20 protein-coding genes are annotated in these 22,465 nt (G+C 61.2%); 2 read left to right on the top strand and 18 right to left on the bottom strand.

The genetic code is table 11. The features are described from left to right. Positions 1–265: 265 nt before the first annotated feature. The 9 genes from sucD to sdhC form a co-directional block, all read right to left on the bottom strand. Positions 266–1,150, bottom strand: coding sequence for a succinate--CoA ligase subunit alpha (gene sucD, locus ACQKPS_RS24275; protein WP_016393102.1), 885 nt, complete (start codon positions 1,148–1,150; stop codon positions 266–268). After that, a complete protein-coding gene (gene sucC, locus ACQKPS_RS24270; protein ID WP_054884054.1) occupies positions 1,150–2,316 on the bottom strand; it encodes an ADP-forming succinate--CoA ligase subunit beta in 1,167 nt (388 codons plus the stop codon). The genes sucD and sucC overlap by 1 nt, the downstream gene beginning before the upstream one ends. A gap of 171 nt (positions 2,317–2,487) precedes the next feature. After that, entirely contained in the window at positions 2,488–3,924 is a 1,437-nt protein-coding gene (lpdA, locus tag ACQKPS_RS24265; protein WP_054884055.1) for a dihydrolipoyl dehydrogenase, read from the bottom strand. A 93-nt stretch (positions 3,925–4,017) separates the two neighbouring features. Next, a complete protein-coding gene (gene odhB / locus ACQKPS_RS24260; protein WP_427605758.1) occupies positions 4,018–5,241 on the bottom strand; it encodes a 2-oxoglutarate dehydrogenase complex dihydrolipoyllysine-residue succinyltransferase in 1,224 nt (407 codons plus the stop codon). 42 nt (positions 5,242–5,283) lie between these two features. Further along, a complete protein-coding gene (locus ACQKPS_RS24255) occupies positions 5,284–8,115 on the bottom strand; it encodes a 2-oxoglutarate dehydrogenase E1 component (RefSeq protein ID WP_254484579.1) in 2,832 nt (943 codons plus the stop codon). A gap of 246 nt (positions 8,116–8,361) precedes the next feature. After that, the gene (locus tag ACQKPS_RS24250) at positions 8,362–9,066 is read right to left on the bottom strand and encodes a succinate dehydrogenase iron-sulfur subunit (protein ID WP_012315348.1); all 705 of its coding nucleotides are present in this window, start codon (positions 9,064–9,066) and stop codon (positions 8,362–8,364) included. 11 nt (positions 9,067–9,077) lie between these two features. Further along, positions 9,078–10,850: a succinate dehydrogenase flavoprotein subunit gene (gene sdhA / locus ACQKPS_RS24245; RefSeq protein ID WP_099814143.1), complete on the bottom strand. Its 1,773-nt coding sequence runs from the start codon at positions 10,848–10,850 to the stop codon at positions 9,078–9,080. A gap of 3 nt (positions 10,851–10,853) precedes the next feature. Beyond that, the gene (gene sdhD, locus ACQKPS_RS24240) at positions 10,854–11,222 is read right to left on the bottom strand and encodes a succinate dehydrogenase, hydrophobic membrane anchor protein (protein ID WP_027921320.1); all 369 of its coding nucleotides are present in this window, start codon (positions 11,220–11,222) and stop codon (positions 10,854–10,856) included. Next, entirely contained in the window at positions 11,216–11,602 is a 387-nt protein-coding gene (gene sdhC / locus ACQKPS_RS24235) for a succinate dehydrogenase, cytochrome b556 subunit (protein WP_012315350.1), read from the bottom strand. Before sdhC ends, sdhD begins: the two co-directional genes overlap by 7 nt. A gap of 351 nt (positions 11,603–11,953) precedes the next feature. Between sdhC and gltA the strand changes: the two genes are divergently transcribed. Beyond that, positions 11,954–13,243, top strand: coding sequence for a citrate synthase (gene gltA, locus ACQKPS_RS24230; RefSeq protein ID WP_054884059.1), 1,290 nt, complete (start codon positions 11,954–11,956; stop codon positions 13,241–13,243). Between the two features lie 69 nt (positions 13,244–13,312). On the opposite strand, the gene ACQKPS_RS24225 is transcribed toward gltA, so the two are convergent. The 9 genes from ACQKPS_RS24225 to ACQKPS_RS24185 all read right to left on the bottom strand — a co-directional run bounded on the left by ACQKPS_RS24225 (position 13,313) and on the right by ACQKPS_RS24185 (position 20,238). Then, on the bottom strand, positions 13,313–13,918 hold the full coding sequence (locus ACQKPS_RS24225; protein ID WP_254485545.1) for an START domain-containing protein: 606 nt from the start codon (positions 13,916–13,918) through the stop codon (positions 13,313–13,315). Positions 13,919–13,951: 33 nt separating this feature from the next. Beyond that, positions 13,952–14,206, bottom strand: a complete 255-nt coding sequence (locus ACQKPS_RS24220) for a YkgJ family cysteine cluster protein (protein WP_254484572.1) — start codon at positions 14,204–14,206, stop codon at positions 13,952–13,954. Positions 14,207–14,330: 124 nt separating this feature from the next. Next, complete coding sequence (locus tag ACQKPS_RS24215) at positions 14,331–14,795, bottom strand: hypothetical protein (protein ID WP_254484570.1); 465 nt, start codon at positions 14,793–14,795, stop codon at positions 14,331–14,333. Positions 14,796–14,862: 67 nt separating this feature from the next. Continuing rightward, a complete protein-coding gene (locus ACQKPS_RS24210) occupies positions 14,863–16,305 on the bottom strand; it encodes a PLP-dependent aminotransferase family protein (RefSeq protein ID WP_054884063.1) in 1,443 nt (480 codons plus the stop codon). A 180-nt stretch (positions 16,306–16,485) separates the two neighbouring features. Then, positions 16,486–17,298 carry an OmpA family protein gene (locus tag ACQKPS_RS24205; protein ID WP_254484568.1) on the bottom strand — a complete coding sequence of 271 codons (813 nt, stop codon included), beginning with the start codon at positions 17,296–17,298 and terminating at the stop codon, positions 16,486–16,488. After that, entirely contained in the window at positions 17,295–17,648 is a 354-nt protein-coding gene (locus ACQKPS_RS24200) for a DUF4398 domain-containing protein (protein WP_254484566.1), read from the bottom strand. The genes ACQKPS_RS24205 and ACQKPS_RS24200 overlap by 4 nt, the downstream gene beginning before the upstream one ends. Before the next feature lie 9 nt (positions 17,649–17,657). Further along, the gene (locus ACQKPS_RS24195) at positions 17,658–18,479 is read right to left on the bottom strand and encodes a substrate-binding periplasmic protein (protein ID WP_427605757.1); all 822 of its coding nucleotides are present in this window, start codon (positions 18,477–18,479) and stop codon (positions 17,658–17,660) included. A gap of 79 nt (positions 18,480–18,558) precedes the next feature. Continuing rightward, entirely contained in the window at positions 18,559–19,488 is a 930-nt protein-coding gene (locus ACQKPS_RS24190) for an electron transfer flavoprotein subunit alpha/FixB family protein (RefSeq protein ID WP_254484562.1), read from the bottom strand. After that, positions 19,489–20,238 (bottom strand): electron transfer flavoprotein subunit beta/FixA family protein, encoded by a 750-nt coding sequence (locus ACQKPS_RS24185; RefSeq protein ID WP_254484560.1) that lies wholly within the window; start codon positions 20,236–20,238, stop codon positions 19,489–19,491. It abuts the gene before it with no gap. A gap of 531 nt (positions 20,239–20,769) precedes the next feature. Here ACQKPS_RS24185 and ACQKPS_RS24180 point away from each other — a divergent pair. Beyond that, positions 20,770–22,452: an electron transfer flavoprotein-ubiquinone oxidoreductase gene (locus ACQKPS_RS24180; RefSeq protein ID WP_283725171.1), complete on the top strand. Its 1,683-nt coding sequence runs from the start codon at positions 20,770–20,772 to the stop codon at positions 22,450–22,452. Positions 22,453–22,465: the final 13 nt, after the last annotated feature.

Here is a 22,465-nt window from a genome sequence, read left to right as displayed (position 1 = left end):
AGTGAACGCGTAGATTAACCGTTTTACCCGGCAAACGCACTGGCACAGTGCTGCTTGTCCGATGTGCGTACATGTTTGTCGTCTGTGTGACCGATAACAGTAGGAATTATCCTCTTATTGAAACAATCGTCTGCGCGAAAATTCCTATCAAACCCATCGAAAATCCATGTTGGCAGGATCGGCCCGGCACAGGAAACCACTAAACCCAATAACGACAAAGGCCACCCGAAGGTGGCCTCTGTGCGCGTGGGGGGTGTAGCAAGTATTACTTTTTGGCTTCCCAGCCAGTCAGCTCGGCCAGGGCCTTGCCGATGTCAGCCAGGGAACGCACGGTCTTTACACCAGCGTCCTGCAGCGCGGCGAACTTCTCGTCCGCAGTGCCTTTGCCGCCGGAAATGATGGCGCCAGCGTGGCCCATGCGCTTGCCCGCAGGTGCAGTAACACCGGCGATGTAGGAAACGACTGGCTTGGTGACGTTGGCCTTGATGTAGGCCGCTGCTTCTTCCTCAGCCGAACCGCCGATTTCACCGATCATGACGATCGCTTCGGTCTTCGGGTCTTCCTGGAAGAGCTTCAGGATGTCGATGAAGTTGGAGCCCGGGATCGGGTCGCCACCGATACCCACGCAGGTCGACTGGCCGAAGCCGGCGTCGGTGGTCTGCTTGACCGCTTCGTAGGTCAGGGTGCCGGAACGCGAAACGATGCCGACCTTGCCTGGCAGGTGGATGTGGCCTGGCATGATGCCGATCTTGCACTCGCCCGGCGTGATCACGCCTGGGCAGTTAGGGCCGATCAGGGTCACGCCCAGCTCGTCGCACTTGACCTTGGCATCCAGCATGTCCAGGGTAGGAATGCCTTCGGTGATGCAGACGATCAGCTTGATGCCGCCGAAAGCTGCTTCCAGGATCGAGTCCTTGCAGAAAGGAGCCGGAACGTAGATGACCGAAGCGTCAGCGCCGGTAGCTTCCACGGCTTCCTTGACGGTGTTGAACACTGGCAAGCCCAGGTGAGTGGTGCCACCCTTGCCTGGCGTAACGCCGCCGACCATCTTGGTGCCGTAGGCGATGGCCTGTTCGGAGTGGAAAGTACCCTGCGAGCCGGTGAAGCCCTGGCAGATGACTTTGGTATCTTTATTGATCAGGACGCTCATTACTTGCCCTCCGCAGCTTTGACAACTTGTTGAGCAGCGTCGGTCAGGCTGGTGGCCGCAATGATGTTCAAACCGCTTTCTGCCAGTACTTTAGCGCCCAGTTCGGCGTTGTTGCCTTCAAGGCGAACGACAACCGGAACTTTAACGCCGACTTCTTTCACTGCACCGATGATGCCTTCGGCAATCATGTCGCAGCGAACGATGCCGCCGAAGATGTTGACCAGAACGGCCGCGACGTTAGTGTCGGACAGAATGATCTTGAACGCTTCGGTAACGCGCTCTTTGGTAGCGCCGCCGCCCACGTCGAGGAAGTTGGCTGGCTTGCCGCCGTGCAGGTTGACGATGTCCATGGTACCCATGGCCAGGCCGGCACCGTTGACCATGCAGCCGATGTTGCCTTCGAGGGCAACGTAGTTCAGTTCGAACTTGGCAGCGTGGGCTTCACGGGCGTCGTCCTGCGACGGGTCGTGGAAAGTCTTCAGCTTAGGCTGACGGTACATGGCGTTGGCGTCGATGTTGATCTTGGCATCGAGGCAGTGCAGATCGCCATCGGCCTTGATCACCAGCGGGTTCACTTCCAGCAGGGCCAGATCGTGATCCTTGAACAGCTTGGCCAGACCTACGAAGATCTTGGCGAACTGTTGAACTTGCTTGCCTTCCAGACCCAGCTGGAACGCCAGCTCACGACCCTGGAATGGCTGAGCGCCAACCAGTGGGTCGATGGTAGCCTTGAGGATCTTCTCAGGCGTGTCGTGCGCGACTTTCTCGATGTCCACGCCACCTTCGGTGGAAGCCATGAACACGATACGGCGGCTCGAACGATCCACTACAGCGCCCAGGTACAGCTCTTTGGCGATGTCAGTGCAGGATTCGACCAGAATCTTGGAGACGGGTTGACCGTTGGCATCAGTCTGGTAGGTAACCAGATTCTTGCCCAACCACTGTGCAGCGAACGCCTTGGCGTCTTCCTTGCTGCGAACCAGCTTGACGCCGCCCGCCTTGCCGCGACCACCTGCGTGAACCTGGGCTTTGACTACCCACTCGTTCCCGCCGATCTTGTCGCAGGCTTCTGCTGCAGCTTCAGGGGTGTCGACTGCGAAACCCTTGGAAACTGGCAGGCCGTACTCAGCGAACAGCTGCTTACCCTGATACTCGTGAAGATTCATGCTTTTTACCGTCTTCGTTAGGTACTGCGCTTCGGCGCTGCGCCATTGCTGGCGCCGCACCACCTGTGACCATTGACCCCGGGTTTTCCGTGTTGTCCGGTCCGGCGGACGTTCCGCGGTGAGTCATGCACGCAAGACTCACGACGGGCAGCCCGCCGTGGTTTCTTATAATTAACGCTTCTTACGGTTGGCCACGTGAATGGCGCCGCCATTCACTGCCAGCGCTGCTTCATGCAGCGCTTCGGACAGGGTTGGATGGCTGAAGACCATCATGCCCAGATCCTCGGCACTGGTGCCGAATTCCATTGCGATCGCGCCCTGCTGTACCAGTTCGGCAGCCGATGGGCCAATCACGTGAACACCCAGTACGCGGTCGGTCTTGGCGTCAGCGATGACCTTGACGAAACCACCGGTATCGTTGGCTGCCATCGCACGGCCGCTGGCCGCGAACGGGAAGGTGCCTACGTTAACCTCAACACCCTCGGCCTTCAAGGCTTGTTCGGTCTTGCCGACCCAGGCGATTTCCGGGTGGGTGTAGATAACCGAAGGAATCAGGTCATAGTTCATCTGAGCCTTGTGGCCCTTGATGCGCTCGACCACCATGATGCCCTCTTCCGAAGCCTTGTGGGCCAGCATCAGGCCACGCACCACGTCACCGATCGCATAGACGCCCGGAACGCTGGTAGCGCAGTAATCATCGACATAGATGTAGCCACGCTCGTCGATGGTCACGCCGCTGTCTGCAGCCAGCAGATCGGTGGTCACCGGACGACGGCCGACCGCGACGATCAGCTTGTCGAAGGTGATCTTCTGCTCGCCTTCGGCGTTGGTGTAGGTCACTTCGACTTCGTTGCCGTTGACTTTCGAGCCAGTGACGCGAGCGCCCAGCTTGATGTCCAGGCCTTGCTTGGTCAGGGTCTTCTGGGCTTCTTTCGACACGGCGGTGTCGGCAGCCATCAGGAAGGTGTCCAGGGCTTCCAGCACGGTGACTTCAGCACCCAGGCGAGCCCATACCGAGCCCAGCTCCAGGCCGATCACGCCAGCACCGATCACGCCCAGGCGCTTCGGCACGGCCTGGAATTCCAGGGCGCCGGTGGAGTCGACGATGACGTTCTGGTCGACCGGAGCCGGCGGAATGTCGATCGGACGCGAACCGGAAGCCAGAATCACGTTCTCGGCCTCGATGACTTCGGTGGTGCCGTCAGCCTTGGTGACTTCGACCTTCTTGCCTGCCAGCAGCTTGCCGTGGCCCTGGATCGAGGTCACGCCATTGGCCTTGAACAGGGTGGCGACGCCACCGGTCAGGTTCTTCACGATGCCGGCCTTGCGGCCAACCATCGCGGCGACGTCCATCTTCACTTCACCAGTGGAGATGCCGTGGACGTTGAAGCTCTCTTTGGCTTCCTTGTACTTCCAGGAGCTGTCCAGCAGCGCCTTGGACGGGATGCAGCCTACGTTCAGGCAGGTGCCGCCCAGGGCCAGCTTGCCCTCGGCGTCGGTGTACTTCTCGATACAGGCAGTCTTCAGACCAAGTTGTGCGGCCTTGATGGCAGCCACATAGCCGCCAGGACCTGCACCGATTACCACTACGTCGAATTTCTGGGTCATAAAAGATTCCTTATCAGCTACAAGCTACAGGCCGCGGACCGCGCGGCGCGGCTTCTTGCGAAGCCAGGGCCGGCACGGTACGCAGCCAGAGGGTTAGATGTCCAGCAGCAGGCGAGACGGATCTTCCAGCAGGTTCTTGATGGTGACCAGGAAGGTTACCGCTTCTTTGCCATCGATCAGACGGTGATCGTAGGACAGTGCCAGGTACATCATCGGACGGATGACCACTTGGCCGTTGATGGCCATCGGGCGCTGGATGATGTTGTGCATGCCCAGAATGGCAGCCTGTGGCGGGTTGACGATCGGGGTCGACATCATCGAGCCGAAGGTACCGCCGTTGGTGATGGTGAAGGTACCACCGGTCATCTCTTCGATCGACAGCTTGCCGTCACGGGCCTTCTTGCCGAAGGTGGCGATGCCGTTTTCGATTTCAGCCAGGCTCATCGACTCGGCGTTACGCAGCACCGGAACCACCAGGCCACGATCGCTCGACACGGCAACACCGACGTCGGCGAAGCCGTGGTACACGATGTCGTTGCCGTCGATCGAGGCGTTGACCGCCGGGAAGCGCTTCAGGGCCTCGGTAGCGGCCTTGACGAAGAACGACATGAAGCCCAGGCGTACGCCGTTGTGGGTCTTCTCGAACAGGTCCTTGTACTTCGAACGCAGGGCCATGACTTCGGTCATGTCGACCTCGTTGAAGGTGGTCAGCATGGCCATGTTCGACTGGGCTTCGACCAGACGCTCGGCGATCTTGGCACGCAGGCGGGTCATCGGCACGCGCTTCTCGGTGCGGTCGCCAGCGGCAACCACAACCGGGGCAGCAGCGGCAGCGGCAGCAGGCTTGGCAGCCGGAGCCGGGGCCGACTTCTTGTTGGCGACGGCAGCGACGACGTCTTCCTTGGTGATGCGACCACCTTTGCCAGTGCCAGCGACGCTGGCCAGGTCGATGCCGTTTTCTTCAGCCAGCTTGCGCGCGGCCGGGGCAGCAACCGGGTCTTCCTCGCCAGCGTCGGCAGCAGCGGCAGCCGGAGCAGCAGCAGCAGCCGGGGCGGCAGCGGGAGCAGCGGCAGCAGCACCACCTTCAACGATCGAACCCAGCACTTCGTCGGACAGAACGGTGTCGCCCTCGCCCTTGACGATGGCGCCCAGCACGCCGTCGGCGGTAGCCAGTACTTCCAGGACGACCTTGTCGGTCTCGATGTCGACGATCAGCTCGTCACGCTTGACGGCCTCGCCCGGCTGCTTGTGCCAGGTGGCAACGGTGCCATCGGCAACCGATTCCGGGAAGGTTGGGGCTTTGATCTCGATAGCCATTATCTGTGTTTCCTTAAATTCGGTTTCAGGTGCGCGAAGGCATTAAACAGTGAAGGCGTCTTGCAGCAGTTTTTCCTGCTGCTCGGCGTGCTTCGATGCGTAACCACAGGCTGGCGCGGCAGAAGCGTCGCGGCCGGCGTATTCCAGGACCAGTGCCTTGTTGTGGCGGCCCAGGATACGGCGCATATGGTGCTGGCTGCTGTACCAGGCGCCCTGGTTCATCGGCTCTTCCTGACACCAGACCGCATGCTTGAGGTTGGTGTAAGGCGCCAGGATTTCGACCAGGTCGTCCTCCGGGAACGGGTACAGCTGCTCGATACGCACGATGGCGATGTCTTCGCGGCCTTCGGCACGGCGTTTTTCCAGCAGGTCGTAGTAGACCTTGCCGCCGCACAGGATCAGGCGTTCGACCTTGGCCGGATCGAGGCTGTCGATTTCCGGGATCACGGTCTGGAACGAGCCTTCGGCCAGGTCTTCCAGGGTCGAGACGGCCAGCTTGTGACGCAGCAGCGACTTCGGCGTGAGGACGATCAGCGGCTTGCGCAGCGGGCGAATGACCTGACGACGCAGCAGGTGGTAGATCTGTGCCGGGGTGGTCGGTACGCAGACCTGGATGTTGTGCTCGGCGCACAGCTGCAGGTAACGCTCCAGACGCGCGGAGGAGTGCTCCGGCCCCTGCCCTTCATAACCGTGTGGCAGCAGCATGGTCAGACCGCACAGGCGGCCCCACTTGTGCTCGCCGCTGGTGATGAACTGGTCGATCACCACTTGGGCACCGTTGGCGAAGTCGCCGAACTGGGCTTCCCAGATCACCAGCGCGTTCGGCGTGGTGGTCGAGTAGCCGTATTCGAACGCCAATACCGCCTCTTCCGACAGGAAAGAATCGTAAAGTTCGAAACGCGGCTGGCCCGGGAACAGGTTCTTCAGCGGTACGTAGGTGCTGGCGTCCTTCTGGTTGTGCAGCACCGCATGACGGTGCGAGAAGGTGCCACGGCCGATGTCCTGGCCGGTCATGCGGATCGGGTGACCTTCGAACTGCAGGGTGGCGTAAGCCATGGTCTCTGCATAACCCCAGTTGATCGGCAAGCCACCGGCCTGCATCTTCTGGCGATCTTCGTAGATCTTCGCAACCTGACGCTGGACGACGAAGCCTTCCGGCAGTTCCAGCAGCTTGGCCGACAGGTCCTGCAGGGTCTTGAGGTCGAAGCGGGTGTCGTGACGCGCGGTCCAGGCGTGGCCCAGGTAGGGACGCCAGTCGACGAACAGCTCGCGGTTCGGCTCCTTGACCAGGCTCTTGACCACGTGCAGGCCGTTGTCCAGCGCGTTGCGGTACTCGTCGATCTTGGCCTGGGCGCGCTCGGCGTCGATGCGACCGGCCTGGATCAGCGAATCGGCATACAGCTCACGGGTGGTGCGCTGCTTGGAGATCTGCTGGTACATCAGCGGCTGGGTGCCGTTCGGCTCGTCGGCTTCGTTGTGGCCGCGACGACGGTAGCAGACCAGGTCGATGACCACGTCACGCTTGAACTGCATGCGGTAATCGATAGCCAGCTGGGTCACGAACAGCACGGCTTCCGGATCGTCACCGTTAACGTGCAGGATCGGCGCCTGAATCATCTTGGCGACGTCGGTTGCATACTCGGTGGAGCGTGCGTCCAGCGGGTTGCTGATGGTGAAACCGACCTGGTTGTTGATCACGATGTGCACGGTACCGCCGGTCTTGAAACCGCGGGTCTGCGACATCTGGAAGGTTTCCATGACCACGCCCTGGCCAGCGAACGCAGCGTCGCCGTGGATCGAGATCGGCAGAACCTTGTCACCCACGGTGTCGTTGCGACGGTCCTGACGCGCGCGCACCGAACCTTCCACCACTGGCGAGACGATTTCCAGGTGGGACGGGTTGAACGCCATGGCCAGGTGCACTTCGCCACCCGGGGTCATCACGTTGGAGGAGAAGCCCTGGTGATACTTCACGTCACCGGAGCCCAGCTCGTTCATCTTCTTGCCTTCGAACTCGTCGAACAGCTCGCGCGGGTTCTTGCCGAAGGTGTTGACCAGCACGTTCAGACGGCCGCGGTGGGCCATGCCGATCACGACTTCCTTGGTGCCGTAGGAGCCGGAGCGCTGGATCATCTCGTCCAGCATCGGGATCAGGCTTTCGCCGCCCTCGAGGCCGAAACGCTTGGTGCCTGGATACTTGGTGCCCAGGTACTTCTCGAGACCTTCACCGGCGGTCACGCGCTCGAGCAGGTGCGTCTGCACGTCGACCGAGAATTCCGGACGGCCGCGCACGCTTTCCAGACGCTGCTGGAACCAGCTGCGCTGCTCGGAATCGACGATGTGGGTGAACTCGGCGCCAATGGTGCGACAATATGTCTTCTGGAGCGCCTCGAAGATCTCGCGTAGGCTCGCCTCCTCTTTGCCGATGAACAGGTCGCCGGCACGGAAGGTCGTATCAAGATCGGCATTGGTCAAGCCGTAGTGATTGATCGACAGGTCTACAGGCGCAGGTCGCTGCCACAACCCCAACGGGTCGAGCTTGGCAGCCTGATGGCCGCGCATACGATAGGCCTGGATCAGTCGCAGAACTTCAACCTGCTTCTTCTCGTGTTCTGTGCTCACGCTCCCGGCGGAAACCGGTTGGGCGCGGCGCTGGTTCTTTGCCAGCAGTACGAAATGGTCGCGGATCGTCGAGTGCGATACATCGGTAGCGGTGCTGCCGTCGGCTGGCAACTTCTGGAAGTAAGTGCGCCACTCTTCTGGCACAGCGTTAGGGTCGTGCAGGTAGAGCTCGTAGAGCTCTTCCACATATGCAGCGTTACCACCTGAAAGGTGGGCGCTATCCCACATGCGCTGCATCACGCTTTCTTGCATGCTTGGTCACCCTCGGTTAGGGGACTGATCGGCGAGAGCCACAGCAAACCTGGAAAAGTCCAAATAAAGCGACTGAACCACGCCACTTGGATCCTGCTGATTTTCCGGGTACCAGCCCGGAAAGCCCCTGCTGGTCTCATATCTTCATAGGTATCGAGCGCGGGCTTTTTGGGTCCTTGCTCAGGTTTTACCTCAGTGCGGGCTCAGCGCCCGCACCTCGGCATACTGCAGTTACAACGCTTTGTATCAGGTGCCGCTTTGCAGCAGCATGTTACGTACGTGACCGATTGCCTTGGTCGGGTTCAGACCCTTCGGGCAAACGTTGACGCAGTTCATGATCCCGCGGCAGCGGAATACGCTGAACGGGTCATCCAGGGACGCCAGGCGCTCCTGGGTCTTGGTGTCACGGCTGTCGGCCAGGAAACGGTAGGCCTGCAGCAGGGCGGCCGGGCCCAGGAACTTGTCCGGGTTCCACCAGAACGACGGGCAGGAAGTCGAGCAGCAAGCGCACAGGATGCACTCGTACAGACCGTCCAGCTTGTCGCGGTCTTCCGGCGACTGCAGGCGCTCGATGGCCGGAGCCGGCGTGTCGTTCTGCAGGAACGGCTTCACCTTCTCGTATTGCTTGTAGAAGATGCTCATGTCGACCACCAGGTCACGAATGACCGGCAGGCCTGGCAGTGGACGCAGAACCAGCTTGTTGCCCTTGACCACGCCCGACAGCGGAGTGATGCAGGCCAGGCCATTCTTGCCGTTCATGTTCATGCCATCGGAACCGCAAACGCCTTCACGGCAGGAGCGACGGTACGAGAAGCCCTCGTCCTTTTCCTTGATCAGCGCCAGTACGTCCAGCACCATCAGGTCCTTGCCACCGGTATCGACGTCGAACGACTCCATCTTGGGCGCCGAGTCGGTGTCCGGGTTGTAACGATAAACTTCGACTTTCAACATAGCAGCCACCCTTAGTAAGTCCGGACTTTTGGTTCGAAGGCTGGAACAGTCTTCGGCGCAAAGTTGACACCACGCTTGGCAACGCGCTTCTCACCCGGGTAGTACAGGGTGTGGCACAGCCAGTTTTCGTCGTCACGGTCTTCGAAGTCTTCACGGGCGTGAGCGCCGCGGGACTCTTTACGGGCTTCGGCCGCAATGGCGGTAGCTTCGGCGACTTCCAGCAGGTTCTGCAGCTCCAGCGCTTCGATACGCGCGGTGTTGAAGGCCTGGGACTTGTCGTTGATCTTGACGTTGGCGATGCGCTCACGCAGGCCAGCCAGCTGCTCGATACCCTTCTGCATGTATTCGCCAGTACGGAATACACCGAAGTAGTTCTGCATGCAGCTCTGCAGCTCGCGCTTCAGGCTGGCAACGTCTTCACCGGAAGTACGCTCGTTGAGCTTGTTCAGGCGGTTCAGGGCCACATCGATATCGGTATCGCTGGCATCGCGGTATTCCACGCCTTCGCTCAGCGACTTCTCCAGGTGCAGGCCGGCGGCACGGCCGAACACCACCAGGTCGAGCAGCGAGTTGCCGCCCAGGCGGTTGGCACCGTGTACCGATACGCACGCCACTTCACCTACGGCGAACAGGCCTGGAATGATCTGGTCCTTGCCTTCGGCGTCCATGGTGATGGCCTGGCCATGAATGTTGGTGGCAACGCCGCCCATCATGTAGTGGCAGGTCGGAACGACCGGGACCGGCGCGACGACCGGGTCGACGTGGGCGAAGGTCTTGGACAGTTCGCAGATACCTGGCAGGCGGCTGTGCAGCACTTCCTCGCCCAGGTGGTCCAGCTTCAGCAGTACGTGGTCCTTGTTCGGACCCACGCCGTTGCCGGCGATGATTTCCTTGACCATGGAACGGGCGACCACGTCGCGGCCGGCCAGGTCCTTCGCATTCGGCGCGTAACGCTCCATGAAGCGCTCGCCGTGGGCGTTGATCAGGTAGCCACCTTCACCGCGGCAACCTTCGGTGACCAGTACACCGGCGCCGGCGATGCCGGTCGGGTGGAACTGCCACATTTCGATATCCTGCACCGGTACGCCTGCACGCAGGGCCATGCCGATGCCGTCACCAGTGTTGATCAGGGCGTTGGTGGTGGAGGCGTAGATACGGCCGGCACCGCCAGTGGCCAGTACGGTGGCCTTGGACTTGATGTACAGGGTTTCGCCGGTTTCGATGCAGATCGCGATCACACCCACGAATGCGCCGTCCTGGTTCTTCACCAGGTCAACCGCGTAGTACTCGTTGAGGAAGGTGGTGCCGGCCTTCAGGTTGCCCTGGTACAGGGTGTGCAGCAGCGCGTGACCGGTACGGTCGGATGCAGCACAGGTACGGGCGGCCTGGCCACCTTTACCGAAGTCCTTGGACTGACCACCGAACGGGCGCTGGTAGATACGGCCGGTTTCGGTACGCGAGAACGGCAGGCCCATGTGGTCCAGCTCGAAGACCGCAGCAGGGCCTTCCTGACACATGTATTCGATAGCGTCCTGGTCACCGATGTAGTCGGAACCCTTGACGGTATCGTACATGTGCCAGCGCCAGTCGTCGTTCGGGTCGGCCGAAGCGATGGCGCAGGTGATGCCACCCTGGGCGGATACGGTGTGCGAACGGGTCGGGAAGACCTTGGTGACCACGGCAGTCTTGTGACCGCCCTGGGCCAGCTGCAGCGCTGCGCGCATGCCGGCGCCGCCGCCACCGATGATGATGGCGTCGAAGGAAATGGTTGGAATGCTAGCCATGGATCAGATACCCCAGAGAATCTGCACACCCCAGACGAAGTAAGCGAACATCGCAACGCCGCATACCGCCTGGAACAGGAAACGAATCGCAGTCGCCGACTTGCCGAACGACATCGGCGTCAGGTAGTCGGTGGCGATGGTCCACATGCCGACCCAGGCGTGAGCGCCCAGGGCAACGAGGGCCAGCAGACTGAAGATCCGCATCGCGTTGTTGGAGAACAGACCATGCCACTGGGTGTAGTCGATGCCTGGGTGGCAAACCACGTAGCCGATCAGGAAAATGAAGTAAGCCGCGAGAACGACCGCCGATACGCGCTGCGCCATCCAGTCATAGAGGCCCGAACGCGACAGGTTCGTGACATTGGTTACCATACCCAAACTCCCACCAGAACGATCAGCACCACGGAGATGACGATCACGATTTTCGAGCCCAGCTTGCCGCCTTCCAGCGTCTCACCGATGCCCATGTCCATGATCAGGTGGCGTACACCTGCCACGAGGTGATAAAGCAGGGCGGACAGCAGGCCCCAGGTCACGAACTTGGCCAGCGGGCTGGTCAGACACGCCTTCACCTCGCCGAAGCCTTCCTCGGAACCCAGCGACTTGCCCAGTGCATAAAGCATGATGGCAAGGCCGAGGAACAGGATGACGCCGGAGATACGGTGCAGAATGGACGTGTACGCAGTGACAGGAAGCTTGATGGTCCTTAGGTCTAGGTTTACAGGTCGTTGGCTTTTCACGGCTTTTTTCACACTGAAGAGCCCCTAGCGAATCAGGGCAAAGTTGTTGGTAAGTGTACTGGTCAGGTACCCACCACCCAGGGAACGGCGACCCCCAGCAGTTCGGGCTTGCAAGCCCCTGGGAGTCGGGTGCCGAGTATAGACAGTTAGGCTGCTTATGACAACGTGACGGGGTAGCCCAAATAGCGGATTGCCTTTAGCGAGCAAAAGGCGTAAATGGGCGAGAATTTCGTGAAAAATCAGGCCTCGAAGGCCCTTTCAACCAGCCTTTAGGCAAATTGACATTCGAATTTACTTCTCTATAGTGGTGCGGGCCCTGCGTGGGGGGCTGTCTGATGATTTCAAGCATTAATAGGAGGCCACATGGCTGACAAAAAAGCGCAGTTGGTCATCGAGGGCGCTGCCCCCGTCGAGCTGCCCATTTTAACCGGCACCGTTGGTCCTGATGTAATCGACGTCCGCGGGTTGGGGGCCACTGGTCACTTCACCTTCGACCCTGGTTTCATGGCGACTGCCTCGTGCGAGTCGAAGATCACCTACATCGACGGCGACAAGGGCGTGCTGCTGCACCGCGGCTACCCCATCGAACAGCTCGCCGAGCAATCGGATTACCTGGAAACCTGCTACCTGCTGCTCAACGGCGAGTTGCCGAATGCCGAGCAGAAGGCCCAGTTCGTCAGCACCGTCAAGAACCACACGATGGTTCACGAGCAGCTGAAATCCTTCTTCAACGGCTTCCGCCGCGATGCTCACCCGATGGCGGTGATGTGCGGCGTGGTCGGCGCCCTCTCGGCGTTCTATCACGACTCCCTGGACATCAATAACCCGCAACACCGCGAAATCTCCGCGGTGCGCCTGGTCGCCAAGATGCCGACCCTGGCCGCGATGGTTTACAAGTACTCCATGGGCCAGCCGATGATGTATCCGCGCAACGACCTGTCGTACGCGGAAAACTTCCTGCACATGATGTTCAACACCCCGTGCGAGATCAAACCGATCAGCCCGGTACTGGCCAAGGCAATGGACCGGATCTTCATCCTCCACGCCGACCACGAGCAGAACGCCTCCACCTCGACCGTGCGCCTGGCAGGCTCCTCGGGTGCCAACCCGTTCGCCTGTATCGCTGCCGGTATCGCCGCACTGTGGGGCCCGGCCCACGGCGGCGCGAACGAAGCGGTGCTGACCATGCTCGATGAAATTGGCGATGTCTCGAACATCGACAAGTACATCGCCAAGGCCAAGGACAAGAACGACCCGTTCAAGCTGATGGGCTTCGGTCACCGCGTTTACAAGAACCGTGACCCGCGCGCCACCGTGATGAAGAAGACCTGCGACGAAGTCCTGGGCGAGCTGGGCATCAAGAACGATCCGCAGCTGGAACTGGCCATGCGCCTGGAAGAGATCGCCCTGACCGATCCGTACTTCATCGAGCGCTCGCTGTACCCGAACGTCGACTTCTACTCGGGCATCATCCTGAAGGCGATCGGCATTCCGACCAGCATGTTCACCGTGATCTTCGCCCTGGCACGCACTGTCGGCTGGATCTCGCACTGGAAAGAAATGCTCTCCAGCCCGTACAAGATCGGCCGCCCTCGCCAGCTCTACACCGGCGAACTGCAGCGCGACATCGTCGAGCTGAAGGACCGCAAGTAAGCCTTACCGGCCGAACGCAAAAGGCTGCCCTCGGGCAGCCTTTTTTATTGCCTTGGCGGCGAGTCGATCTCAGTTCTTCTCGGCGCGCTCGCGCAACGCCTTGAGGGTATTGAACGGCGAATCGACCACGAACTTGTTGGCGATCATCGAGGGCACGCTACCGCCCGGCTCGGTGTGCACCTGGTAAGTCACTTCGGTACTGTCACCCTTGGGCACCAGCCTCCAGAAACCTTCCACCTTCGCCACCCGCACGAAGCCCTTTTCTTCCGGGATATACGTCGGCTCTTCTTTGAGGTTTCGCGTCAAGCTGCCGTCCGCCCCCTTGACCGTGGTCACGTGCAACACCGAGTCGCGCGGCGTCACCGGCCACGGCGTATTGAACTGGGTGTAGGTCCAGCTCTGGTCGCCTTCGTGCTTGAGCAGCTTTTGTGACTTGCATTCGTGAATCCATGAGCAAGCCCCTGCCACATCCTCCTGCAGCGCCTGCACCTTGGCCAATGGCGCCTTGATGACGGTCACGCCCTGGTAGGCCTTGTACTTGGAGCCCGGCACCTCACTGAGCGAGACCTTGATCCCCTCCTCGTCCTTGGCCACCTGCCAGTTCTCGGCCCAGGCCGCCGGCGCCAGCAGCACACCCATGCCACACAGCAGTGCAATACGCTTGAACGATCTCATCATGTTTATCCTTGTTGTCGAAGATCCAGCCTCTCACGCCGCCGTCATCTGCTCCCACCAGCCAAGAATCCTGATTGCCTCGTCGCGGTCATTGCCGCACACCTCGATATCGGCCTTGAACCCGCCACACACCGCCGGCCGCTCGGGCTTGCCGAACAGGTCGCAGAGGTTCTCCGCTGTCAGGTGCAGGCAGCGCTCGCCCGCCGGCTTGCCCTGGGGCATGCGCGGCATCGCCGAGCTGATGGATGGGGCGATGCAGCAGGCACCACAACCCTCACGACACTTCATGGCTGAATCAGGACTCCCTGGAACAAAACGGGACGAACGTCCCTGGATAGTAACCGCTCAAACATGCGTTTTAAATTGCTGAGCCGATGAAATCGGCCGTGACCCGGCAGTCAGTTGAGCCTGCTCAATTGCGGAACTGGAATTCGATGGCCGCGCCTTCCACATCATGGCGACTTTCATTGCGCAGCTGCAGCTGCATCTCGTTGCTGATCAAGCGGCCGTTGAGCTGGAACGGGCTGTCGCTGGTTTCCGGTTTTTCCGTGAACATGGCCGGCAGCAAAGGTTTGCGGCGGGTCGCAGGATCACCCACTTCAGGCTCGAGATTCTTGACCATATCGGTCGGCAGGCTCAGGTCCAACCTGGCCTTGGGCAATGGCTGCGTGACCGCCTTGCTGACAGGCTTGGGCTTGGGCTTGGGTTTGGCTTTAGCCTTGCTGGCCGCAGGCTTGGCCTTTGCTGGCGACTTGCCCGCTGCCTTGTCATGCCCCGCCTGAACCTGGGCAGCAGGCTGCGCAGCCTGAACCACACCGTAAGGCAGGTAGAACGGGGCGATACAGATTATCAGGGCAGCACTTCGCAACAGTTTCATTGACATCGACAGGCAGACGGGGCTGGAAAAGTGCGTATGCTCCCCGTTCCGCCCGTCGCTGGCAAGCCTACAAAAGTGAGGACTGCGATTCTCTGCATAATTGCTGGGCCAAAAGCCCGAGCGTGATGACCGCCCTTTCAGCCTCCTTGTTCCATGGAATGCCACAGTTGAGCCGAATGCAGTGGTTGAACTGCTCGGTGTTACTGAAGATCAGCCCGGGCGCGATACTGATGCCCTGCTCCAGCGCACGCACATGCAACTCCTGAGTATTGACCCGCCCCGGCAGGCTGACCCAGAGGATGAAACCGCCGGTTGGCCGGGTCATCTGGGTACCTTCCGGGAAGTGCTGCTGCACCGCCAACTGGTAGGCGCTGAGGTTCTTGCGGTACTCCTGGCGGATATAGCGCAGGTGCCGGTCGTAGCCACCGTTCTCCAGATAAGCCGCCACACCCATCTGCGTCACGCTGCACGCCGAATGGGTGGTGAAGGTCTGCAGGCGCTGGATTTCATCCTGGTAACGCCCTGCCACCATCCAGCCAACCCGAACCCCGGGCGAAAGGGTCTTGGAAAAGCTCGAGCAGTAGATGACCCGGTCCAGCCGGTCGAAGGCCTTGAGCGCCTTGGTCTTGCCCTGCTCGAACATAAGCTCGCCGTAGATATCGTCTTCGACGATCTGGATATCGAAGTCCGACGCCAGGCGCAGCAATTGTTTCTGCCGCTCCTCAGGCACCGTACCACCCAGCGGATTGCTCAGGCGCGTGGTGAGCACCAGGGCCTTGATCGACCACTGGTTGGCGGCCAGTTGCAAAGCTTCAAGGCTGATGCCAGTGGACGGGTCACTGGGGATTTCGATGACCTTCAGCCCCAGCAGGTCCGCCAACTGCAAGAGCCCGTAATAGGTCGGCGACTCGGCCGCGATCAGGTCCCCCGGGCGGGTCAGCACCCGCAACGACATCTGCAAGGCATCGACACAGCCATGTGTGACGATCACCTCCCGCGGGTCGACCAGCACACCGGCATCGCGCATTCGGATTGCGATCTGCCTGCGCAGCGGCTCGAAGCCGGGGCTGAACATATAGCTGAAGGCACGTGGGCTGTGAAAGCGGGTGACCTTGGCGATCTGCTGATGCAGCGCACGCACCGGCAAGTAGTCGACGTGCGGCACGGCGGCGCCGAACGGGAACACGCCATCGCGACGCGCCTCGGTCAGCACCTGCTGAATGATGCTGGCCCGTGTAACCAGCCCGGGGCGCTCGACGCGGGCGATATCCGGGGTCTGTGCGGTCAGGGCGGGCGTCTGGTGCACGTAGTAGCCTGACTGCGGCCGGGCCCGGATCAAGCCCTGATCCTCGAGATTGGCGTAGGCCTGCAACACCGTGGCATGGCTGACGTTGAGCTGGGCACTCATCTTGCGCACAGACGGTACGCGCTCGCCTGGCTGATAGACACCGCGACGGATGTCATCGGCCAGTTGCTGGGCGATACGCTGGTACAGCAGCAGGTTGGTCATGGCGGTATCTCGATGCGCAGGCGGCCTGTTGTTCTTGTACGACTTACTGACGGTAGAGCATACCGTAACAGTTGCAAAGTGTACTGGGACAGATGGCAGACAAGTCAACACTTCAGTTGTGTGACGCCTGTCTAAACGATTAACCCACCGGGACCGCAAAGCGGCCCCTTTTCAGGCCATTCAGCGCGCCGGCGCGAGCCTGCCCTTGTCGTCGGAGAAGACGATCTCGACCCGACGGTTCTGCGCCCTGCCCCGCTCGGACGCATTGGCCTCGATCGGGTACTGGTCGCCGTAGCCTTCGACCTGCATGCGCTTCTCATCGATGCCCAGGTCGACCAGCATGTCAGCCACCGATTGGGCACGATCGCGCGACAGCTTGAGGTTGTCCTCAGGCGCGCCAGTGCTGTCGGTATAACCTTCGATCCGCACCACGCGGCGCGGATTGAGCTGGAGGAACTGCACCAGCTTGAGCACGGTGCGGCTGGCCGAGTTCTTCAGGTCGGCACTGCCGGTATCGAACAGCACATCGCTCAGGGTCATCACCAGACCTCGGTCGGCCTGCTCCGAGGCCAACGCGGCAATCTGGGTTTCCAGCCACTTGCCCTGCTGCTGCACACTGGCCAATTTCGCCTCTCGCAAAGCCAGCTGGAGACGCTGGCGCTCAAGGTCGAGCTTGGCCCGTCGCTCCTCGCTCAGCGCCAGCCTGGCATGCTCGCTGGCGATCTCACTGTAGCGCTGGCTCAGGTAGGCATAGTGGCGCACGTCGCTGCCCGTACCGATGTAGCCGGAGAGGCGCTCGGCGCGGGACAGCGACTCACCGGCACGAAGCACGTCACGCGGGGCGCTGCGCAGTACGTCGGCATCGTCCTTGACCTTCTGGAAGGCCACCGTCGCATCATCCAGCGCCGCCGAACTGCGCTGGCTGGCACAGCCCTGCAAGCCAGCCGACAGCACCAGCAGTGCCAGTACGGTTTTCGCATCGAGGCGGATCATGGCTGCACCTCCAACTGCTTGCGCAAGCGCTTGACCCGCGATTGCAGCAACTGAAGCTGCTCTTCGCTCTTCTGGTTCAGCACCTGCGCCTCGGCCAGGCGGGCGTCCAGTTCGGCCTGCTCGGCACGCATGCGTGCGTCACGGTAGTCTTCGGTCAGCATGTTGGTCTTGGCCCGGGCCAACTTGTCTTCGGCCAGCTTCAGCGCCTCGACCTGGTCGGTGGCACCAACGGCCTTGGCCTGTTCCAGCGCCTGCTCGGTAATGCGCATCTGCTCATTGGGCGCCGGGTCGTTGGCGCAGCCTGCCAGGCCGAGCATGGCCACGGCCAGGATAAGGGATTGGGTTCTCACGCACTCTTCCTAATGTTTTGGGGCGTCCGCCTGCACTTGCATCTGCGCCTTCCAGCGCTCGACATTACGCTGCAGCACGGCTTCGGACGCACCGGAGACTGGCAATTCTGTCAGCTTTTTAGCCAATTGCCCACGCAACCACGCGTCATTGCAAGCCGAATTATGCGACACGGCGAGGTACAGGCCTGGGCGGTCAACCGGCAAGCCGCGGGCGATGAGGTTGTTGCTCATGCCCAGGCTCTGGGTCATTGCCATGCCCGAGTAGCGCCCTGCCAGCACATAATCGACCTGGCCCAGCACCAGTTTCTGGAAGGCCTGGGTGAGGTTCTGCGCCGGATCCAGCTTCAGCTGGGCCTTGGCGAAAGCGGTGAACGCCGGCGTCAGGCGCGCACGCTCGGAGAGGCTGCCCTGGTACCTGGCCAGGTCTGCCGGGCCGTCGAATGCCAGCGTGGCATCGTGGCGGGTCCAGACCAGGTATTCATTGAGCTGCAACGGCGGGTGGATGTAGTCCAACGCAGTCAACTGCTCCACTTGCATGGGGGTGTCGAGCAGCAAGTCCATGCGCCCGCTGCGCACCTCCTCCAGCGCCTGATCGCGCCGACCGGCACTGAGCACCTCGACTTTCACGCCCAATTCGCCGAGGACCTGGCGCAACAGGTCGACATTGGCACCGACCAGGTGTTTCGGGTCGAGCGGGTCCTGCCAGGAATAGGGCGGTGCGTCCGGGCTGCCGGTGGCCACCAGGCGCTCGCACTTGCCTGCCGCCATCACCGTCGGCGACAGCAGCGCCACCATGCATGCCAGCACCTTGCCCGCTTCGCGCAATACCATCCTTCACTCCTTGCCCGGCAACAAAAAAGCCCGGCCCTCAGAGCGAGGGCCGGGCTTCTTTATAAGTGAAGCAGGCGGATCAGACCAGCTTTTCCAGCTCTGGAACGGCCTCGAAGAGGTCGGCAACCAGGCCGTAGTCGGCGACCTGGAAGATCGGCGCTTCTTCATCCTTGTTGATCGCGACGATCACCTTGGAATCCTTCATGCCCGCCAGGTGCTGGATCGCGCCGGAGATACCGACGGCGATGTACAGCTGAGGCGCGACGATCTTGCCGGTCTGGCCGACTTGCATATCGTTCGGCACGAAGCCTGCGTCGACGGCGGCGCGCGAGGCACCGACGGCAGCGCCGAGCTTGTCGGCCAGGCTGTACAGGTGCTTGAAGTTGTCACCGTTGCCCATGCCACGGCCGCCGGACACGACGATCTTGGCAGCGGTCAGCTCTGGGCGGTCGGACTTGGCCAGCTCTTCGCCAACGAAGGCGGAGATACCCGCGTTGTGCGCAGCGGCGACAGCTTCCACGGCAGCCGAACCACCTTCGGCGGCCACGGCGTCGAAACCAGTGGTACGCACAGTGATGACCTTGATGGCGGCGCTCGATTGCACGGTGGCAATGGCGTTACCGGCGTAGATCGGGCGCTTGAAGGTATCGGCGGACTCGACCGAGATGATCTCGGAGATCTGGTCCACGTCCAGCAGCGCAGCGACGCGTGGCAGGATGTTCTTGCCATTGGTGGTGGCCGGAGCCAGTACGTGGCTGTAGCCCTTGGCCAGCTCGACGATCAGCGGCGCGACGTTTTCCGGCAGCACATGGGCGTAGGCGGCGTTATCGGCAACCAGCACCTTGGCCACGCCAGCGATCTTGGCAGCGGCTTCGGCGACGCCACCGACGTTTGCGCCTGCGACCAGTACATGGATATCACCACCGATCTTGGCGGCAGCGGCGACGGTGTTCAGGGTGGCCGGGGCTACGGCACCGTTCTCGTATTCAGCGACAACCAGGATAGTCATTTAGATTACCTTCGCTTCGTTCTTCAGCTTCTCGACCAGTTCGGCCACCGATTTGACCTTGATGCCAGCGCTGCGGGCAGCCGGCGCTTCGACTTTCAGGGTCTTGTTGGTGGAGGCGAGGGAAACGCCCAGCGCGTCTGGAGTGAGGGTTTCCAGCGGCTTCTTCTTGGCCTTCATGATGTTCGGCAGCGACGCGTAGCGTGGCTCGTTCAGGCGCAGGTCGGTGGTGACGATGGCCGGCAGGTTCAGCGAAACGGTCTGCAGGCCGCCGTCGATTTCTCGAGTGACGTTCAGCTTGTTGTCAGCGACTTCGACCTTGGAGGCGAAGGTGCCCTGGGCGAAGCCGGTCAGCGCGGCCAGCATCTGGCCGGTCTGGTTGTTGTCACTGTCGATGGCCTGCTTGCCGAGGATGACCAGCTGAGGCTGCTCCTTGTCGACAACGGCTTTCAGCGCCTTGGCTACGGCCAGGGAATTCAGCTCGTCAGCGGCTTCGACCAGGATGGCGCGGTCGGCACCCAGGGCCAGGGCAGTACGCAGCTGCTCCTGAGCAGTGGCCGGGCCGACGGAGACAACAACGATCTCGGTGGCAACGCCCTTTTCCTTCAGGCGTACGGCTTCTTCCACGGCGATTTCGCAGAAGGGGTTCATGGACATCTTGACGTTAGCAAGGTCGACGCCGGAGTTGTCCGCCTTGACGCGAACCTTGACGTTGTAGTCGACCACTCGTTTGACAGCTACAAGAACCTTCATGGATTCCTCGTTACTCTCCGGTGAATAGATAGTCGCCTGGGGCAGAGCCCTGCGATGCGCGTGGGTACAAGGGCACCTCTAAAAACGTACCGGGAGGGGCATACTTCAGAATGACCGAACGGTCTTGTCGCGACTGTTGCGGCAAATACCCACGGGTCATTTTCTGTCGTGGCGTGTAAACTCCACTACAAATCGGCATTCACGCCGACAACCCTGCTCCACACCTGGTCTTTAGAGGTGTACCTGCGCCCGGCTGCAAGCCTACGGCGAACGTAAAACCGCTCGTATCTTGACCGTAACACCCAATCCGGTCAATACGGCAAATCGGTCACCTTCCAGCCGCGCTCCTGTGATTTTACTGGGCTCCGGCAAATTCAAACAAACGTTTGTATTGGACCCGCCAAGTGGTGTAGATATAATGCGCGCCAAGACAAAACGGTGTAGTCCGTCCATTGCGTAGCTACAGTTTTGCGGCAGTGAAGCGCCGCCGCACGCAAGCACCCATAAGACATAGCAACAGCACGAGCCTTGATGAGTAGGAGAGAACCTGTGGAACGCGAATACATGGAATTCGACGTGGTCATCGTCGGCGCAGGCCCTGCCGGCCTGTCCGCCGCCTGCCGACTGAAGCAGAAGGCCGCCGAAGCCGGTAGCGAGATCAGCGTCTGCGTGGTGGAAAAAGGCTCCGAAGTAGGTGCTCATATTCTCTCCGGCGCGGTGTTCGAGCCCCGCGCCCTGAACGAGTTGTTCCCCGACTGGAAAGCACTCGGCGCACCGCTCAACACCGAAGTGAAGCGCGACGATATCTATGTGCTCAAGGACGCGGGCAGCTCGACCAAGGTCCCTGACCTGTTCGTGCCCAAGACCATGCATAACCAGGGCAACTACATCATCTCCCTGGGCAACCTGTGCCGCTGGCTGGCCCAGCAGGCGGAAAACCTGGGCGTGGAAATCTACCCGGGCTTCGCCGCCCAGGAAGCGTTGTTCGACGAAAACGGTGTAGTCCGCGGCATCATCACCGGCGACCTGGGTGTCGATCGCGAAGGCAACCCGAAGGACGGCCTGTATACCCCGGGCATGGAACTGCGCGCCAAGTACACCCTGTTCGCCGAGGGTTGCCGTGGCCATATCGGCAAGCAACTGATCAAGCGCTTCAACCTCGACAGCGAAGCCGACGCCCAGCACTACGGCATTGGCCTGAAGGAAATCTGGGAAATCGACCCGGCCAGGCACGAGCAAGGCCTGGTCGTGCACACCGCCGGCTGGCCGCTGGACGTGACCAGCAAGGACAACACCGGCGGGTCTTTCCTCTATCACCTGGAAAACAACCAGGTGGTCGTCGGCCTGATCGTCGACCTCTCCTACGCCAACCCGTACCTGTCGCCATTCGATGAATTCCAGCGCCTCAAGCACCACCCGGTGATGAGCCAGTACCTCGAAGGCGGCAAGCGCATCAGCTACGGCGCCCGTGCCATCTGCAAGGGCGGCCTGAACTCGCTGCCGAAAATGGTATTCAATGGCGGCGCACTGATCGGCTGCGACCTCGGCACCCTGAACTTCTCCAAGATCAAGGGCAGCCATACCGCGATGAAGTCCGGCATGCTCGCCGCCGACGCGGTGGCCGATGCACTGATCGCCGGCAGCGAGGGCGGTGACCAGCTCGACGGTTACGTCAGCGCCTTCAAGGCCAGCTGGCTGTATGAAGAACTGTTCGCCAGCCGCAACTTCGGCCCTGCGCTGCACAAGTTCGGGCCACTGCTGGGCGGTGCCTTCAACTATGTCGACCAGAACTGGTTCGGCGGCAAGCTGCCGTTCACCTTGCACGACACCAAGCCGGACTACGCCTGCCTCAAGCTGGCGTCCGAGTCGAAAAAGATCGACTACCCGAAACCGGACGGCAAGCTCAGCTTCGACAAGCTCAGCTCGGTATTCCTCTCCAGCACCAACCACGAAGAGGAACAACCCTGCCACCTGAAGCTGACCGACCCGAACGTACCGATCGCCAGCAACCTGCCGCTGTACGACGAACCCGCCCAGCGTTACTGCCCGGCAGGCGTGTACGAAGTGGTCAGCCAGGAAGACGGCAGCAAGCGCTTCCAGATCAACGCGCAGAACTGCGTACACTGCAAGACCTGCGACATCAAGGACCCGGCCCAGAACATCACCTGGGTCACCCCTGAAGGCGCTGGCGGGCCGAACTACCCGAACATGTAAGGCTACCGCCCTT

It is taken from the genome of Pseudomonas sp. NPDC086566 (genome assembly GCF_050280885.1).
Classification (GTDB): Bacteria; Pseudomonadota; Gammaproteobacteria; order Pseudomonadales; family Pseudomonadaceae; genus Aquipseudomonas; species Aquipseudomonas vlassakiae.
This window is presented reverse-complemented; position numbering and strand designations above follow the sequence as displayed.

Coding starts and splice junctions, on each gene's coding strand:
- sucD (WP_016393102.1), bottom strand. CDS start 1,150: ATGAGCGTCCTGATCAATAAAGATACCAAAGTCATCTGCCAGGGCTTC.
- sucC (WP_054884054.1), bottom strand. CDS start 2,316: ATGAATCTTCACGAGTATCAGGGTAAGCAGCTGTTCGCTGAGTACGGC.
- lpdA (WP_054884055.1), bottom strand. CDS start 3,924: ATGACCCAGAAATTCGACGTAGTGGTAATCGGTGCAGGTCCTGGCGGC.
- odhB (WP_427605758.1), bottom strand. CDS start 5,241: ATGGCTATCGAGATCAAAGCCCCAACCTTCCCGGAATCGGTTGCCGAT.
- ACQKPS_RS24255 (WP_254484579.1), bottom strand. CDS start 8,115: ATGCAAGAAAGCGTGATGCAGCGCATGTGGGATAGCGCCCACCTTTCA.
- ACQKPS_RS24250 (WP_012315348.1), bottom strand. CDS start 9,066: ATGTTGAAAGTCGAAGTTTATCGTTACAACCCGGACACCGACTCGGCG.
- sdhA (WP_099814143.1), bottom strand. CDS start 10,850: ATGGCTAGCATTCCAACCATTTCCTTCGACGCCATCATCATCGGTGGC.
- sdhD (WP_027921320.1), bottom strand. CDS start 11,222: ATGGTAACCAATGTCACGAACCTGTCGCGTTCGGGCCTCTATGACTGG.
- gltA (WP_054884059.1), top strand. CDS start 11,954: ATGGCTGACAAAAAAGCGCAGTTGGTCATCGAGGGCGCTGCCCCCGTC.
- ACQKPS_RS24225 (WP_254485545.1), bottom strand. CDS start 13,918: ATGAGATCGTTCAAGCGTATTGCACTGCTGTGTGGCATGGGTGTGCTG.
- ACQKPS_RS24220 (WP_254484572.1), bottom strand. CDS start 14,206: ATGAAGTGTCGTGAGGGTTGTGGTGCCTGCTGCATCGCCCCATCCATC.
- ACQKPS_RS24215 (WP_254484570.1), bottom strand. CDS start 14,795: ATGAAACTGTTGCGAAGTGCTGCCCTGATAATCTGTATCGCCCCGTTC.
- ACQKPS_RS24210 (WP_054884063.1), bottom strand. CDS start 16,305: ATGACCAACCTGCTGCTGTACCAGCGTATCGCCCAGCAACTGGCCGAT.
- ACQKPS_RS24205 (WP_254484568.1), bottom strand. CDS start 17,298: ATGATCCGCCTCGATGCGAAAACCGTACTGGCACTGCTGGTGCTGTCG.
- ACQKPS_RS24195 (WP_427605757.1), bottom strand. CDS start 18,479: ATGGTATTGCGCGAAGCGGGCAAGGTGCTGGCATGCATGGTGGCGCTG.
- ACQKPS_RS24190 (WP_254484562.1), bottom strand. CDS start 19,488: ATGACTATCCTGGTTGTCGCTGAATACGAGAACGGTGCCGTAGCCCCG.
- ACQKPS_RS24185 (WP_254484560.1), bottom strand. CDS start 20,238: ATGAAGGTTCTTGTAGCTGTCAAACGAGTGGTCGACTACAACGTCAAG.
- ACQKPS_RS24180 (WP_283725171.1), top strand. CDS start 20,770: ATGAGTAGGAGAGAACCTGTGGAACGCGAATACATGGAATTCGACGTG.